Annotated in this window: 13 protein-coding genes; 7 read left to right on the top strand and 6 right to left on the bottom strand. The window is 70.2% G+C overall.

All coding sequences use genetic code 11. The features are described from left to right. The 3 genes from D7X55_RS20750 to D7X55_RS20740 all read left to right on the top strand — a co-directional run. The coding region (locus D7X55_RS20750; protein ID WP_147470154.1) for a tetratricopeptide repeat protein at positions 1 to 615 on the top strand (615 nt) is incomplete at its 5' end. A gap of 18 nt (positions 616 to 633) precedes the next feature. After that, positions 634 to 2,481 carry a molecular chaperone DnaK gene (gene dnaK, locus D7X55_RS20745; RefSeq protein ID WP_120547864.1) on the top strand — a complete coding sequence of 616 codons (1,848 nt, stop codon included), beginning with the start codon at positions 634 to 636 and terminating at the stop codon, positions 2,479 to 2,481. Positions 2,482 to 2,484: 3 nt separating this feature from the next. Further along, the gene (locus D7X55_RS20740) at positions 2,485 to 3,261 is read left to right on the top strand and encodes a tetratricopeptide repeat protein (RefSeq protein WP_120547863.1); all 777 of its coding nucleotides are present in this window, start codon (positions 2,485 to 2,487) and stop codon (positions 3,259 to 3,261) included. 18 nt (positions 3,262 to 3,279) lie between these two features. On the opposite strand, the gene D7X55_RS20735 is transcribed toward D7X55_RS20740, so the two are convergent. The 6 genes from D7X55_RS20735 to D7X55_RS20710 form a co-directional block, all read right to left on the bottom strand. Continuing rightward, positions 3,280 to 3,762, bottom strand: coding sequence for a MaoC family dehydratase N-terminal domain-containing protein (locus D7X55_RS20735; RefSeq protein ID WP_120547862.1), 483 nt, complete (start codon positions 3,760 to 3,762; stop codon positions 3,280 to 3,282). A 2-nt stretch (positions 3,763 to 3,764) separates the two neighbouring features. Further along, the gene (locus tag D7X55_RS20730; protein WP_120547861.1) at positions 3,765 to 4,160 is read right to left on the bottom strand and encodes a MaoC/PaaZ C-terminal domain-containing protein; all 396 of its coding nucleotides are present in this window, start codon (positions 4,158 to 4,160) and stop codon (positions 3,765 to 3,767) included. A gap of 124 nt (positions 4,161 to 4,284) precedes the next feature. Beyond that, the gene (locus D7X55_RS20725) at positions 4,285 to 9,099 is read right to left on the bottom strand and encodes a myxosortase-dependent M36 family metallopeptidase (protein ID WP_120547860.1); all 4,815 of its coding nucleotides are present in this window, start codon (positions 9,097 to 9,099) and stop codon (positions 4,285 to 4,287) included. A 547-nt stretch (positions 9,100 to 9,646) separates the two neighbouring features. Next, positions 9,647 to 10,816, bottom strand: coding sequence for an SDR family oxidoreductase (locus tag D7X55_RS20720; protein WP_199747042.1), 1,170 nt, complete (start codon positions 10,814 to 10,816; stop codon positions 9,647 to 9,649). 23 nt (positions 10,817 to 10,839) lie between these two features. After that, complete coding sequence (coaE, locus tag D7X55_RS20715; protein ID WP_120547858.1) at positions 10,840 to 11,436, bottom strand: dephospho-CoA kinase; 597 nt, start codon at positions 11,434 to 11,436, stop codon at positions 10,840 to 10,842. Positions 11,437 to 11,439: 3 nt separating this feature from the next. Further along, positions 11,440 to 11,922, bottom strand: coding sequence for a hypothetical protein (locus D7X55_RS20710; RefSeq protein ID WP_120547857.1), 483 nt, complete (start codon positions 11,920 to 11,922; stop codon positions 11,440 to 11,442). Between the two features lie 135 nt (positions 11,923 to 12,057). Between D7X55_RS20710 and D7X55_RS20705 the strand changes: the two genes are divergently transcribed. From D7X55_RS20705 to D7X55_RS20690, 4 genes are all read left to right on the top strand, one after another. Then, the gene (locus tag D7X55_RS20705) at positions 12,058 to 12,573 is read left to right on the top strand and encodes a multiheme c-type cytochrome (protein ID WP_120547856.1); all 516 of its coding nucleotides are present in this window, start codon (positions 12,058 to 12,060) and stop codon (positions 12,571 to 12,573) included. A gap of 11 nt (positions 12,574 to 12,584) precedes the next feature. Beyond that, positions 12,585 to 13,205: a ribosome biogenesis GTP-binding protein YihA/YsxC gene (yihA, locus tag D7X55_RS20700; protein WP_120547855.1), complete on the top strand. Its 621-nt coding sequence runs from the start codon at positions 12,585 to 12,587 to the stop codon at positions 13,203 to 13,205. A gap of 39 nt (positions 13,206 to 13,244) precedes the next feature. Then, positions 13,245 to 14,906 carry a DUF6178 family protein gene (locus D7X55_RS20695; RefSeq protein WP_120547854.1) on the top strand — a complete coding sequence of 554 codons (1,662 nt, stop codon included), beginning with the start codon at positions 13,245 to 13,247 and terminating at the stop codon, positions 14,904 to 14,906. Positions 14,907 to 15,115: 209 nt separating this feature from the next. Beyond that, positions 15,116 to 16,119: O-antigen ligase (locus D7X55_RS20690; RefSeq protein WP_121723968.1), on the top strand; the 1,004-nt coding region annotated here is incomplete at its 3' end.

The raw sequence follows: 16,119 nt of genomic DNA, 5'->3' as shown, positions 1-16,119 counted from the left end.
CCCCCCGCCGCCGCGCCCCCGGAGGATCCGGAGTCCGAGGCCCGCCGCGCCGAGCGCCAGGCCCGCTTCGCCCGGCACCCGTACATGGCGCGCAGCCACAAGCTCACGGAACTCATCGCCCGGGGCAGGGCGGCCACCGCGCGCGGGGACTTCGAGCGCGCGTACCAGGACTTCAACCACGTGCTGAGCCTGGATCCGAAGAACCGCGAGGTCACCCAGCTGTTGATGGAGGCGCGCCGCAAGCACGACCTGTCGCGCGCGCAGGCGGAGGTGGACCGGGGCCAGCAGCTGGAGATGAGCGGGGACTTCGCGGGCGCGCAGGCGGCGTACAAGCTGGCCGTGTCGCTCAACGGGGACCACCCGGAGGCGGCCTACCAGGCGGCGCGCGTGGGACGGGAGCTGACGCAGGACGCGCAGGAGGTGCTCAAGCTCGCGCAGCGCGCCGTGGAGCTCAAGCCCGGACGCGCGGACTACCAGCTGCTCCTGGCGCAGGTGCTGCTGGTGGCGGGACAGAAGAAGCAGGCCAAGCACCACTTCGAGGAGGTCGTGCGCCTGGACCCCGACAACGCCGACGCTCGCGCTGGCCTCAAGAAGCTGCGCTGGACGTTCACGTGATGAGGTGCATGCGTCCCCATGGCTGCTGAGCCCGAACCGCTGATCGGCATCGACCTGGGGACGACGAACAGCCTCGTCGCCACGGTGCAGGACGGTCAGCCCATCATCATCAAGAACCGCACCGGACAGCCGCTCACGCCGTCCGTGGTGGCGGTGTCGAAGAACGGCAAGCGGCTGGTGGGCGGCATCGCCAAGCGGCAGGCCATCACCAATCCACAGGAAACGGTGTCCGCGGCCAAGCGCCTCATCGGCCGCAAGTTCTCCTCGCACCCGGTGCAGGACGCGCTGCGCGCGCTCACGTACCAGGTGGTGGGCGGCCAGCACGACGACGTGCGCATCCGGCTGGCGGGCCGCGACCTCGCCGTGCCGGAGGTCAGCGCCATGATTTTGGCGGAGCTGAAGGCGGACGCGGAGGCGCACTTCGGCCGGCCCGTCACCCAGGCCGTCATCACGGTGCCGGCCTACTTCAACGACGGTCAGCGCCAGGCCACCAAGGACGCGGGCCGCATCGCGGGGCTGGACGTCCTGCGCATCATCAACGAGCCCACCGCCGCCGCTCTGGCCTACGGCTTCGGGCGCACGGTGAACGGGAAGGTCGCCGTGCTGGACGTGGGCGGCGGCACCTTCGACGTGTCCGTGCTGGAGATCAACAACGGCATCTTCGACGTGGTGGCCACCGGCGGTGACACCTTCCTCGGCGGCGAGGACTGGGACCTCCGCATCCTCGAGTGGATGGTGTTCGGCTTCGCCAAGGAGCACGGCATCGACCTGCGCAAGGACCGCATGGCGCTGCAGCGGCTGAAGGACGCCGCGGAGAAGGCGAAGGTGGAGCTGTCGTCGGTGAAGGAGACGCAGGTGCACCTGCCCTTCATCTGCACGCCGCCGGGCGGAGGCGCCGCGCTGCACCTGCAGTCCACGCTCACCCGCGAGAAGCTGGAGGAGCTCACCAACGACCTGGGCGAGCGCCTGGTGGGCATCACCTCGGAGGTGCTGGGCGAGGCGAAGGTGCGCCCCTCGGACCTGAAGGAGGTCATCCTCGTGGGGGGCATGTCACGCATGCCCCGCATCGTGGAGCAGGTGCGCCAGTACTTCCGCCGCGAGCCCTGCAAGGGCGTGCACGCGGAGGAGGTGGTGGCCCTGGGCGCCGCCATCCAGGCGCACGCGCTGGTGGGGCAAGAGAGCGAATTGCTGCTGCTGGACGTCACGCCGCAGAGCATGGGCGTGGCCATCGCGGGCGGCTATGTGCGGCGGCTGATTCCCCGCAACACCACCGTGCCCACGTCCGCCACGGAGGTGTTCGCCACCTCCAAGGACTTCCAGCGCACGGTGAAGATCATGGTGCTCCAGGGCGAGCACGAGCTCGCGCACCACAACGAGCTGTTGGGCGAGTTCCTCCTCACCGGCCTGCGCGAGGCGCCGCGCGGGCAGGTGGAGATTGAGGTGACGTTCGACATCAACGCGGAGGGCATCGTGTCCGTGTCCGCGAGGGACCGTGACACGGGCCTGCGCCAGTCCATCACCGTCACCGCGTCCAGCGGCCTCACCGAGGACGAGCTGCGCCGCATCATGGACGAGCAGCGCGACTGGCTGGTGGCGGCGCGCAACACGGAGGAGCTGAAGTCCAGGCGCGTGGAGCTGGACACCCTGGCGCGCGACCTGGTGGACGCGCTGTCGCGCGTGCGGCTGATGCCCGGCGCCGGAGGCCTGTCACCCGACGTCATCGCCCGCGCGGAGGCCGCCCTGGACCATGCGCGGCAGGCGCGCGGCGCGGAGGACGTGGGCGCGCTCACCCGGGCCTGCGAGGCCCTGGCCCAGAGTCTGCCGCTCCTGCGCTCCGCGGGCTCGCGTGGAACGCCGGGGAGGTAGCCCATGAACGCGATCCGGGCCAAGGCGCTGGTCGAAGCCGGGTTGCTGCTGCGACTGAGTGGCGACATGGCCGGAGCGGAGAAGCTCTTCGTCCGGGCCCTGGAGCTGGACCCGGCCAACGTCCGCGCGCGCCGGCTGCTGGGGCGGGACGGCCCGGCCGAGCCCGGCGGGGACACCGGGTGGAACCTGGCGGGCCCGGAGCAGGAGGCGGAGTGGGGCGCCTGGGCCGGCCCTGCCGCGCCGGGACCCGTGGCCGCCCCGCTGCGTGAATCCGTGAGCCTCCCCGAGGGCACGGGCGTGCGCGGCGACGCGTTGGACCTCATCGCGGAGGCGCACCGCACGCAGGAGTTCGGGCTGCCGGACACCTTCACGCCGGCGGGCGGACTGCCGGAGGGCTCGGAGGTGGAGAGCCTGCTGCGCGGCGCGGAGGACCTGCTCGCGCTGGATGACCACTCCGGCGCGGTGGAACTGCTGCGCCGGGCGCAGTCCCTGGCGCCGGAGAACCCGCGCGTGGAGGCGCTGCGCGACCGCAGCGAGCGCATCCTGGTGGCCATGCTGGAGGCGCGGCTGGGGGACCTGAACCGCATGCCGCGCGTGCGGTTGCAGCCGGATGACATCATCTGGCTCAACCTGGATCACCGCGCGGGCTTCGTGCTGGCGCAGATTGACGGCGCGGTGAGCTTCGACGACCTCTTCGCGCTGTCCGGCATGTCGCGCCTGGACACCGCGCGCATCCTCGCGCAGCTGCTCGACGAGGGCATCATCGCCCCCGGCGAGTAGGCGCGCGGGCTTCTCGCGTCACGCGGGGCGGATGACCGCCGTCCACACGCCGCGCACCACGGGCTCGCCCTTCGCGTTGAGCGTCTGCGTGGTGACGACGAGGAAGTCCATGCCGGCCTTGCGGTAGAGCTCCGTGATTTCGCCCGTGGTGGTGAGCACGTCCCCGGGGCGCATCACGCCCAGGAACTCCAGCTCCTGCTCGCCGTGCACCAGCCGCACGCGGTCCACGCCCAGCTCCGGATCCGCGATGGCGGCGCTGAAGGGGCGGATGGCGAACACCACCGCGAAGCTGGGGAAGGCGATGACGTCCCCGTACGGGCCCGCCTGGGCCGCCTCCTGCGAGTAGAGCAGGGGGCTCACGTGCTCCGGGGGCTCCCCGAAGGTGCCCGCGGAGGGCACGGAGCCGCCGAGGATGAGGGAGAACTCGCGCAGCTTCTCCCGGCCGATTTCGTAGGTGAAGGGGCCGTACGCACGGCCGACGAACTTGGGGTCCAGGGCCATGGCTATCCGAGCGAGGTTTCGACGACGGCGCCCCGGAGGACGGGCTCGCCGCGCTGGTTGGTGGCGGTGACTTCCGTGGTGAGCCGGTCCGCCGAGACGGCGGTGACGCGGCCCTGGAAGGTGACGGTGTCCTCCGGCAGCACCGGCCGGGAGAAGCGCACCTTCACGCGGCGCACCCGGCCCGGGTCGCCCACGAAGACGGCCACGGCCTCCACGGCCCAGCCCAGCGTGCAGAGTCCCTGGAGGATGACGCCGTTGAAGCCGGCCTGCCTGCCCACCTCCGGGTCGATGTGGATGGGGTTGTAGTCCCCGGAAGCGCCCGCGTAATACACCGGCCGCAGCCGGTCGCACTGGCGGACGTGCGTGAAGGTGTCTCCCACCTGGAACGTGCGTGCCATGAGGCGCGCGAGCCTACCGCATCCCCGGGCCGGGGACGTTCCACCGGAAATGAAGAAGGGGCGGCCCCCACTCAACGTGAGGACCGCCCCCGTCACTTCAGGACTTCAGGATGAAGCGCGCAGCTTACGCCTTGCGACGGCGCGACAGCGCCATCGCCGCGAACAGCGCCATCAGCGGCGCCATGCCGCCAGCGGAGCCGCCCGTGGAGGAGCAGCCGCCGCCCTTGTTCTTCACCTTCACCGTGTAGGTCGCCTCAGCGGACGCACCGTGCGTGTCCGTGACCGTGAGGCTGAAGGTGAGGTCCGTGTCGGACTTCACCGACGGCGCGGTGAACTCCAGCTTGGCCGTGTTGGCGCCCGTGAGGCTCACGGACGGGCCGCCCGTCTGGGTCCACGCGTAGGTGAGCGCGTCACCGTCCGGATCCTTGGCGTTGGTGGTGATGCTCACCTTGTCGCCTTCGGTCGCGGTGCTGGTGGTGCCGGACACCGTGGGGGCGCGGTTGTCCACGCTGACCTTCACGTTGACCAGGTCGGAGGCAGACTCGCCGCCAGCCGTCACGGTGAGGCGGAACGACAGCTCCTCGTCCGCGGCCACGTTGGGGGCGGTGAACTTCGCGGTGGCCGTGTCGGCGCCGGACAGCGTCACCGTCGTGCCGCTCACCTGGGTCCAGGCGTAGGTGATGGCGTCACCCTCGGCGTCGGTGGCGGTGCCGGACAGCGTCACCTCCGCGCGGGCCGCGACTTCCTGATCCGCGCCCGCGTCCACCACCGGCGGATGGTTGACGTTCTTCACCGTCACGGCGACGGCCTTGGAGCTGGTCGCGCCCGAGGAGTCGATGACGGTGACCGTGAAGGTCAGCTGCGTGTCCGCCGTCACTTCCGGAGCGGTGAACGAAGCCGTGTCCGTCTCGGCGCCGGTCAGCGTCACGGCCGGGCCGCCCGTCTGCGTCCAGGCGAACTCCAGGATGCCCTGGTCGACGGTGTCCGGATCCGTGGAGGCCGAGGCGTCGAGGACCACCTTGTCACCCTCGTTCACCGTGGCCGGAGCGGAGGCTTCCGCGACCGGGTCCTGGTTCACGTTGGCGATGCCGATCTCCACCGTCTTCGGGATGCTCGTCTTGCCGGACTGGTCGGTGACGACGAGCTGGAAGGCGAGGATGTCGTTGTAGTCCACGTCCGCCACGAAGCTGGGGGTCGCGGTGTTCGCGCCCGTCAGCGTGACCGGCGTGTAGCCACCCGTCTGCGTCCAGTTGTAGGTCAGCGTGTCACCCGGGGCGGCGTCCGGATCGAAGCTGCCCGTGCCGTTGAGGGTGACGGTGGTGCGCTGGAAGACGCCGTTGACGATGGTGCCCTCGGCGACCGTGCGCGACGGACCGGCGTTGGCCACCGGGCGCAGGTTGCACGTCCCCGTGGAGGCCGGCTGCTCCGCCTGGGCCTGGAACACGGGGGTGGCACCCTGGAACTTCACGTTGTCGATGTCGATGCCGTAGCCGCCCACGCCCACGTCGGCGCCGACGACGAAGCGGAAGCGGACGTTCTCAATGCCGGCGTTCGCGAACCGCTTGGCGAAGTTCACGGTCACCGTGCGGAACGCGGGGAAGCCCGTGCTCACCGCCACCATCGCGGCGCGGTCCTCGAGCGGGTTCTCTCCGCCCACCGCGAGGTAGCCGGCGTAGCCCGGGTTCAGGCCGAACGTCTCGTAGATGTCCAGCCACTCCACGCCGTCGATGGTGAACTCCACCACCGCGCCGTCGTAGAAGGCGGGCTCGGAGTCGTTCTCGAAGGAGTGACGCTCGTTGAAGCTGAAGACGAAGTTCTGCGCCGGGTCGATCTTGATCCACGGGCTGGTCAGGGAGATCGCCGCCGCGGTGGACGGGTCCTTGGCGTGCACGTAGCGGTTGGCCGTCGTGCCCTCCAGCGTGAAGTCACCCGAGGACGAGAAGACCTTGGAGTTGGTCCAGGACGACAGGCCGGATTCGAAGGTCTCCGTGTTGGAGGCCACCGGGACGTTGTCGTAGTTGACGCGACCGTCGAACGACACCGTCTTCGCCTCCGCGGGAATCTCGGGGGAGTCGAAGGTGATGTTCAGGCCCGCGGTCGCGATGGCGTTGGACGTCGCGGTGACGTTGACCGGCAGGGTGACCGTGGCCTCGGCGCCGCGCGACAGCGCCGGCACGTTCACCGTGGTCCCGTTGGGGAACTGCAGGGTGGCCGTGGTGCTGTTGGAGCTGACGGTGCCCGCGAAGGCGCTCAGCCCGGTGCCGCCCACGTTGCGCACGGTGATCTTCAGCTCACCCTGCTCGCCGATGTCCAGGATGCCGTCCTGGTCGCAGCCGCCGCGGGTGTCGGTCAGCGCGATGGAGGTGACCTCCAGGTTGCCGCCCGACGCGAAGCTCTCCGTCACGCCGATGTGGTCGAACGTGTTGCGGTCCGGCGACTTGGCGCCGAAGCCGATGCCGCGCTTGGCGAAGGCCGCCACGAAGCGCTGGTAGTCCGCCGGATCCGACGCCAGGGCGACGGCCAGCACCGCGTCACGGGCTTCCGTGAAGGTCGGCGCGTTGGGCGTCGCCTTGTAGGCGGCGACCAGGTACTGCTTCATGCGGTTCTGCGCCTCCGCGAACGGGTGCGCGTTCAGCAGGCTCGCGTAGCACTCCCACAGCATCGTGGCCCACACCTCACCGCTGTTGTGGACCTCGGCGTTGTTGATGTTGCTCGCCGTGCTCAGCTCCAGCGGCAGCGGGGTGTAGTTCTGGATGTGCTTGAACGTGTAGGCGTTCTTGGTCAGGTCCGTCGAGTAGGGCAGGCGGCGGATGCCGTAGTAGTAGCCCTGGTTCTTGCCACCGCTGCTGACGTAGCCCGCGGTGCTGTAGACGCCCTGCCAGTTGTTGTTGCCGGCCTTGTTACGGTCGCTCTCGCGGACCTGCATCAGCATGGCGTGGAAGTCGCCCCAGCCCTCGCCCATCGAGCGGCCCTGGTTGTTGTTCAGGCCCGCGGCGTTACCGACGAGGCGGTTGCTGATGTAGTGACCCCACTCGTGCGCGATGATGCCGTTGTCGAGCGTGCCGTCGCGATCCTGGTTCGGCTCGCGCAGGAACTTCACCGTCAGCGTCTCGGTGGCCAGCGCCGCCCGCCAGGCCGCGCCCGCGTCCTGGGTGATCATCAGGGCCGGGGTCGTGACCGCGGGGTTCGTGCCGCCCATTGGGATGGGGCTGCCCGCCGTGTTGTTGACGATGACCGTGGCGATCGCGCCCGCCTGCTGGGCGTTGTCCGCCTTGACGTTGAAGTCGCACGAGCCGCGGTCGATGAGCGCGATCTTCCCGGTGAAGTAGCCGGCGTCGAACGCGTCGCAGCCATTCAGGTTGGCGTCGGGGGCGCTCTTGACGTTGCCCGTCGTGTCGTAGGCCTCCTCGCCGAAGTTCGCGGAGGATGCCTCGTAGACGCCCGCGAGCGACTGGGGCGCCGTGACGGACAGCTCGGGCGTACCGTCGAACACGTACATCTGCATGCGCGGGGACGCACCGTCCGCCGGCGTGCTCATGTTCGCGTTGTTGGTGCCGCCGTAGTCCTGCGCCTGGGCCTGGATGGGGTCGCCCTCCACGCCGCCGCGGCCGAAGTTGAACGACTGGGCGTTGGCCGAGGCCTCGTTGAAGCCCGAGTCGTAGAACCAGTCGTGCAGGAAGTTGTTCACGTAGAACAGGTTCACCACCGAGGCCTTGATCTGCTGCGGGCTGGTGCCCGGGGCCTTGGTCGTGTCGTAGACGTACGAGAACGTGTTGTCGCTCGTCGTCTCCGCGCGCATGTCGCCGCTGTTCGGCTGGAAGCCGTCCGGCGCGGACAGGTCCGCGTACGCGTCCACGTTGTTACCCGTGGTCTGCGTGGCGTTGGCCGGCAGCCAGGGGTCGTTCTTGCTGAAGGGGCTGTTGGCCAGGGTGACGTCGTGCGCCGGGCGGTCCAGCGGGGCCTGGTAGCTGTCGCGGGTGCCCGTGGGGTGCGGGGTCGCGTCGTTGCCCTGGGGACCGTCCTCCGGGATGAACGGAGACGTCGTGTCCGCCCAGACCTTGTACGTGAACGCCGCGCCGGCGTCCGCCGTCAGGTTGTTGCGGTAGAGGACCTGGCCGGTGGCCGCGGAGACCACGTAGCCGTAGTACTCGCTGGAGCGCGCGGCCTTGGGGCCGGCGTTCACTTCCACGTACCAGGCCGGCTCCAGCTTGCCGGCCAGCATGAAGAACACCTGCCGGGCGCGGGCCGGGGTGGCCAGGGCCTGCGGCAGCGCGGACTTCGCGGACGGGGCCAGCTCGAAGAAGGTGTAGTCACCCTTCGTGCCCGCGTTGACGAACGAGCCGCTCTGCGTGCCGGAGCCCGTCAGGTCCTTGAACGCACCGGACACCGCGTCCGCGGCGCCCAGGTTGAAGCCGGCGCGCGCCTTGGCCTTCGCGGCCAGGCCCAGCTCGGACGGAGCCAGGTAGCCGCTCACGGCCACCAGGCGCAGGTCCTGGCCCATGACGACCTTGATCTCATTGCGGAAGACGGGGATGCCACCCACCGACTGGCTGAAGGTCGCGATGATGGCGCCCTTGCCGGTGTTGTGCATGGAGCGCAGGCTGGCGCCCGCGACGTCGTCGCTCGTCAGGCGGTAGCTGTCCGCCACCGACTGCAGGTGCGCGCGCGCCGCGCCCTCCGGCGTCATGCCGTTGCGGATGACCGACTTGGACAGCGCACCGTCCTGAGCGGCCCACGCGAACGTGGGGACACCGAGCCGCTGCTCGGTCTGCTCGATGCGAAGCCCGCGGGACACCGCCGTGTTCGAATCCACGGCGAGAGAGCGGGAGTCCCGCTGCTCCAGGAACGCGTCGTAGTTCGACCGCTCCTTGGCCCACGCACTGGTACCCGCGACGGGCACCAGCAGCAGGCTGGTCAACAGCTTTTCCCTGAGACGCATGCGCCTTCCTTCTTGGGGGTGATGTACTGCCGGACGAGGGGACTACAGAGAGACGACGACTGCCTGAGGAGAGGACCGCCGGGGGACGGCGGGCCGCTCCCTACGGATGGCGGACCGTGGGTGGACAACAGCCCGATAGGGAACGCTTCCCAACGCCACGGGTCGCATGGACGACGTGCGCGGGCAGCTCAGCGTGGAAAGGCAGCACGCGCGAGGCGGGCAGGGCGGGAGCGACGTGCCTGGACAGGCTGGACGGCCGGAGCGCCACACCCGAACCCGGGGCGGCCCACTCGAATTGGCTGTCAACGGTCCGCGGCAAGCGCTGCTCTCCAACCCACTCTTCCAGGCGCGGTTGTGTTCACCGCGCCGGATTCAGTGGGAGCGCATGCTAACCAGGACACTGTTTCATTGAAAAGAGGGGGCCCCCGCATCTTTGCGTTAGCAACCCAGTAACAATTGTCAGTCTGGAATAAGCCGCAGCAGGCAGGCGGGCGCGAGCGTGAAACACGCTGCCGCGCCGCACCTTGCGCCCGGGCGTGAAGCCTGTTCAGCGGCGCGGACGGGACGCTGGCGCGCCGTCGTCGGAGGCGGGCAGCGGTCCGTGGTCAAGCGGGTCCTCCACCTCCGCGCCCTCCTTGCGCTGCTTGTATTGCTCACGCACGTACGCGACGAGCTGATCCAGATAGGACGACAGCGGCGGGCACCGCACGCCGGTGCCGTCGAGCAGCTCCAGCGTGTTGTGGCAGTTGTAGATGGCCAGGTGGTTCACGTAGCTGATGGCGGCGCGCTGGGGCCGGGCCAGCTTCTCCAGCACGGGCAGCCGCAGCATCACGTCCGCGGCGCGCGCGGACAGGTTGAAGCGCGGCAGCCGCTTGTGGGCCTTCTCCGCGATGAGCTCGTACACGCGCCGCGCGCTCATGGGGTTGGGGTCCACCAGGTGGAAGGTGCGCCCCTTCGCCCGCGCGTCGCGCGACAGCCGCCACACGGCCTGCACCACGAAGTCCACCGGGACGACGTTGAGCGGCGCGACGCCGTTGCCCGGCAGGGGCAGCGGCACCACCAGCGGCGACGTGACGAGCAGGATGCCCAGGTAGTAGGGGCCCTCGAAGCGATCAATCTCCCCCGTGCGCGAGTCGCCCACCACGCTGGACGGCCGGAAGATGGTGACGGGGAGGGTGGCGGCCGCGCGCTGCACCAGCCGCTCCGCCTGGAACTTCGTCTCCTCGTAGGCGTTGCGGAAGGACTGGCCCCGCTCCAGCTCGTCCTCGGCGATGACGCCCACGCGGTCGCCGGACACGTAGCAGGTGGAGAAGTAGTTGAAGCGGGAGAGCTTGTCGCAGTCGCGCGCCAGCTCCAGCAGGTTGCGCGTGCCGTCCACGTTCACCCGCCACGCCGTCTCCTTGGGCACGCCCAGCTGCGATACGGCGGCCAGGTGGAAGATGTCTGTCACCCGCTCGCACAGGCGCTGGTACTCCTCGCCGGACAGGCCCAGGTGCATGTCCACCGCGTCGCCGGTGAGCAGCTCCACGCGCGCGCCCTTCACCTTCGCCGCGAGCGCCTGCGCCTCCTTGAAGGCCTTGGGCTGCACGAGCGCGTAGATGTGCCCCTGGGGGTCCTCCCGCGCGATGTGCTCCACCAGCCGCTTGCCGATGAAGCCCGGGTAGCCGGTGAGGAAGTAGGTGCCAGGGCCCTGCCGCGTCTTCGCCGTGTCGCTCATTCGCGGCGCAGCATAACCGCCCGTCAGCCGTGCGCGAGCATCGCCCGCCACACGGCCTCCACCCGCGGACGGGTGGCCTCCGGCGTACCGCTGTTGTCGATGACCCACGTCGCGTGCGCGCGCTTGTCGTCCAGCGGCATCTGCGCGGCGAGCCGCGCCTCCGCCTGGTCCTCGGTGAGCCCGTCGCGCGCCATCAGCCGCGCCTTCTGCACGTCCCGGGGCACCCACACCACGGCCACGCCCGCCATGGCCTGGTGCAGGCCCGTCTCAATCAGGAGCGGCACGTCGTAGACGGCGTGGGTGACGCCCTCGGCCTCCAGCGCCTGGAGCTTCTGGAGGAAGAGGGCGCGCACCTCCGGGTGCACGATGGCGTTGAGCGCGGCCCGCTCCTCCGCGTTGGCGAAGATGTGCGCGCCCAGCTTCACCCGGTCCAGGCGGCCGTCGGGGCCCACCACGCCGGGGAAGCGTTCATTGATGCGCTGCAGGCCCGGCGTGCCGGGCTCCACGACCTCGCGGGCGAGCACGTCCGCGTCCAGCACGCGCGCGCCCAGCTCGCGCAGCATCCGGCTCACGGTGCTCTTGCCGGAGGAGATGCCGCCCGTCAGGCCGAAGACGTGCACGGGTTACTTCGCGGCCTTGGGCGTGGTGAAGACGAAGGACTGCACCGTCTTGCCGTCCTCGTTGAAGAAGATGGCCACGCCCAGCTTCACGTAGAGGAAGTAGGTGCGGAAGTCGTCCGTCAGCTTGCGCAGGTAGCAGGGCGTGGCGGGCATGGCGCCGCCCGGGCACGCGGGGCCGTAGCTGTTCTCGATGGTGTCCTTCTCGATGATGGGCGCGGGGAACACGTCGATGCGCTCCACCAGCTGGGTGGCGGGGTCCACCTTGAACTGGGCCTGGGTGGTGCCCTTGATGGCCTCCTTCTGGAAGTAGGCCAAAATCTCCTTGCCGTCCTGGGTCATGGTCCGGGACGGCTCGCCGAACTTCTTGAGCACCTCCTCCTTCTTGGAGGACCCGGGCTCGATGCCCTGCCACGGCCTGGCGGAAGCAGGCAGGGAGACGGCGAGGACAGCGACGGCGCACAGGACGGCAATCACGGGGGTCCGCATCTCGACTCCTCCCTAGCGGATCAGGCAGGCACGCCTCAAGGTCCGTTACCTCAAGCCACGCACCTGTCCACCCGGTATTCAATCACGAACGAGACGCCTTGCCCCCTCCTGGGGCCTCTGCTACGTGCTCAAGGTATGTCTCCTCGTGCCTTCCGGGTCTTTTCCGCCCTCCTGCTCGCCCTCGGTGGCGGCCTCGCCGGCGCCGCGGACTTCACGGGCCCCGACAGCTGCAAGGGCTGCCACCCGGAGGCGTACGACGCGTGGATGAAGTCCAAGCACGCCCGGGCCACGGAGACGCTGGCGGAGTCGCAGAAGAAGGACGCGCGCTGCCTGTCCTGCCACGCGCCGGACCAGGCGGAGCAGCAGCTCTCCGCCGTCACCTGCGAGACGTGCCACGGCGGCGGGCAGTACTACTCGCCGTCCTACGTGATGAAGGACCCGGAGCTGGCGCGGCTGGTGGGGCTGGTGGACCCGTCGGAGAAGCAATGCCGCACCTGCCATGACGCGTCCTCGCCGTCCCTGCGCCCGTTCGACTTCAAGGAAGCGCTGAAGGCCATCGACCACTGGTCCGCGGAGCGCGCCCGCAAGCAGACCCGCGCGGACGCGACCCCTGCCACCACCCCGCCGGCTCCGGCCACGGCGAAGAAGTAAGTGACCTCCGCTTGATCAAGATCCTCGATTCCCGCTTCGTCACCACCGCCGTGGAGCTCAAGGGGCTGCCCACGGACCACGGCGCGGAGGTGGCCTTCGTCGGCCGCTCCAACGTCGGCAAGTCGTCCATGATCAACGCCCTGACCAACCGGCGGAAGCTGGTGCGCGTGTCCAACACGCCGGGGCGCACCCGCACGCTCAACTTCTTCGACGTGGACCTGGACCGCGACGGCGTGCGCCACACGGTGCGGCTGGCGGACCTGCCCGGCTACGGCTTCGCCAAGGCGAGCAAGGCGGACAAGGCCCAGTGGCAGGCGATGATCACCAGCTACCTCAAGAACCGGCACCGGTTGGAGGTGGTGGTGAGCATCATCGACGCGGAGGTGGGGCCCTCGCCGGAGGACATGCAGACGCTGGACTACCTCCAGGAGCACAACCGCCGCATCCTCGTCGTGGCCACCAAGGTGGACCGGCTGACGAAGGCGCAGCGCAAGCCCCGGCTGCACAAGCTGGCGGAACAGCTGGAGCTGCCCCGCGAGGCGGTCATCCCGTTCTCCTCCACGGAGAAGCTGGGCGTGGAGGAGGTGTGGGGCACGCTGCTGGACACCTTCGGCAAGGCGACCCGCGTCTGAGGCTGCCGGGGCCGGGCGCGCTGTGGTAGCACCCCCGGCGTGTCCCAGAACGGCAAGACGAACGGTGGTGTTTCGCCCCTCGCGCCCCGCGAGGAGCGTCAGCGGTTGATGCGCCTGTCCCCGCGCCAGCGGGTGGCGGCGCTCTTCGACGCGGAGGACACGCAAGCGCTGGTGCGCTCGCTGCCCGCGGAGGACCTCTACGTCACCATCCAGGAGGTGGGGCTGGCGGACACGACGGAGCTCGTGCAGCTGGCGTCGCCCGCGCAGTTCCGCACCTTCGTGGACCTGGGCGGCTGGGCGAAGGACAAGCTGGACCCGCACGCCGTCCTCACCTGGCTGCGCGCCGCGCGCGGCGACGAGCAGGAGGACTTCCTGCGCAAGGTGCACGCGGTGGACCTGGAGGTGGTGGAGACGCTCCTCAAGGAGTTCACCGCCGTCCACGACCTGGAGGAGAACCCGGACGTCAACCCGCAGGGCATGACGCTGGAGACCCCGGAAGGGCGCTACCTGGTGGAGATCAAGGTGGAGGGCGTGGAGATGTCCGCCATGCGCGCGCTCCTCAACGACCTCATCGCGGAGAACCCCTTCGAAGCGGTGCGCCTCTTCGAGGCGGTGCGCTGGGAGATTCCCTCCGAGCTGGAGGAGACCGCGTTCCAGTTCCGCCGCGCGCGCCTGGCCGACCTGGGCTTCCCCTCGCTGGAGGACGCGCTGACGCTCTTCAGCCGCGTGGACGTGCCCCCGCGCCCCACGGGGAAGGGGACGCCGGCGCTCACCGCCGCGGGCGGCCACGTGGACTACCTGGAGGCGGCCTTCCGGGACCTGTCCGACGTGGAGCGGATGAACGCGGAGGACGAGCTGCGCGAGGTGGCCAACGCCGTCCTCGTCGCGGAGCTGGGCGACCCGGGTGACCTGGACGCCGTGCGCCGCGTGGGCGAATGGGTGCGCGACTACCTGTCGCTGGGCCTGGAGCACCTGACGGGCGCGGACCCGGCGAAGGCGCCGGAGGTGCTGCGCGACACGCCCCTGCGCCGCGTCTTCCAGGTGGGCTTCACGCTCACGCTCCAGCTCAAGTACCGCGCGGACCGCCTCTTCAAGGTGCCGTTCGTGAAGCTGGATGACGTGCCGCTGGTGCTGCCGGAGGAGGCCGCCGCGCTGGAGGCCCTGCGGCGCAAGCGTCCGCGCCGGGCGCTGCGCGTGCCAGGCGCGGAAGCGGTGCCGTTCCGTTCGCTGCGGGAGGTGGCCGGCTCGGAGGCGCTGCTCGCGAGGGCGGAGGGCCAGGTGGCGGCGCTGGGCGCCATCCTGGGCGGCACGGAGGACGCGGCGCGCACCGTGCTGGCGCGCTTCGGCGTGTCGCTGGACGTGCTGGGCGTGGAGCGGCTGTGGGCGGCGGTGGTGTCCATGGCCGTGCTGGAGGAGGGCGTGGACGTGCGCCCCGTGCCGCTGGGCCGCACGGTGGAGCTGGGCCAGCGCCTGTTCGAAGGCACCCCGGATTCCCCCCGGCTGCGCGCGAGCGCGGCGGAGCGCGCGGTGGCGGCGCTGACGCCCGCGGTGCCGGAAGGTGCTCGCGAGGAGCTGCGTCGGGTGGTGAACGTCACGCTGGCGCGGCTGCTGTCGGAGCTGGGCCCGGCGTGGCTGCGCGAGGGGCGGCTGGACCTGATCGCCTCCGCGGTCCTACCGATGGAGAGCGCGCCGGTCCCGTAGCTTTTTCAGCCTTGCCCGGCCCGGCGGTCCCGGGCGGGCACGCAACCTCCCGAAGATACAGGCCTCCCGCGTTGCCATCCTCTGGCACGCGCGCTGCTTTGGCCCTCGCCCGCTAGCTGTCCGCTGTTGGTGCGGACAGCCGGGATTCCACGAGGGCCAGGGGCACGCGTGTGACGGGACGAGCGACCGACAGCGAAGGGGTGGCGTACATGGGACCGGGCGCGGAGGGGCAGCGTCGCGACGTACTGGCTTTCTACATGCTCGCGGGGTTCGCGGCGGTGATGTACGCGGTGCCGGGTGAGTGGATCCCCGCGCTGGAGCCGCTGCGGCTCGCGCTGCTGACTTCAGGGCTGGGCGCGGGCCTGATGGTGATGCGCCGCATTGGCAAGGCGGAGCCCATCTTCTTCGACGGCGCGCGGGGCATCGCGCTCTTGGCGTTCTCGTCGCTGGCGTTCTGCTCGGTGGCGTGGAGCGTGAACCCGGAGGTGACGCGCTTCCAGGGCGTGGAGCTGCTCAAGCTCACGGCCATCTACCTGACGCTCGTCAACGTCATCACCACGCCCAAGCGGCTGGCGGTGGTGTGCGGCGCCATGGTGGTGGGCGCCATCGTGACGTCCATTGGCGTCATCAACTGGTACCGCGTCGGTGAGAACATGGTGGAGGGCTTCCGTTCGCGCTGGGTCGGCGTGTACGCGGACCCCAACCACATGGCCATGAACATGGTGCTGGTGGTGCCGCTCGCGGTGGCGTTCCTCGCGCGCAAGAGCACCCCGTGGGTGTTCCGCGTGCTGTGCGCCGTTTCGGCGGTGCTGGCGGTGGTGGCCATCGTGCTGTCGCACTCGCGCGGCGGCTTCATTGGCCTGTCGGTGGCGATGGCGCTGTGGGCCATCCGTGAGAAGCGCCGCATGCAGGCCATCGTGCTGGGCACGGTGTTCGTCGCGGGCCTGGCGGTGTTCGCGCCCAAGAGCTTCTGGCAGCGCAATGAGACGGTGGCGTCGTTCCACGAGGACGCGTCCGCCATGGGCCGCGTCTACGCGTGGCAGGTGGCCAGCCGCATGAGCCTGGACAAGCCGCTGTTGGGCGTGGGCGCGGGCGGCTTCCGCTACGCGTGGTTCCAGTACGCGCCGCCGGAGGCGCACCGCGCCTACGTGGCGCACAACATCTTCCTCGACGTCATCGGGGAGCTCGGGTGGATTGGCCTCCTGTGCTTCCT

Origin of the sequence: Corallococcus sp. AB049A, assembly GCF_003668885.1 — a bacterium.
Lineage (GTDB): Bacteria > Myxococcota > Myxococcia > Myxococcales > Myxococcaceae > Corallococcus > Corallococcus interemptor.
Note: the sequence above shows the minus strand (reverse complement) of the source record. Positions and strands in the feature narration are given on the sequence as shown.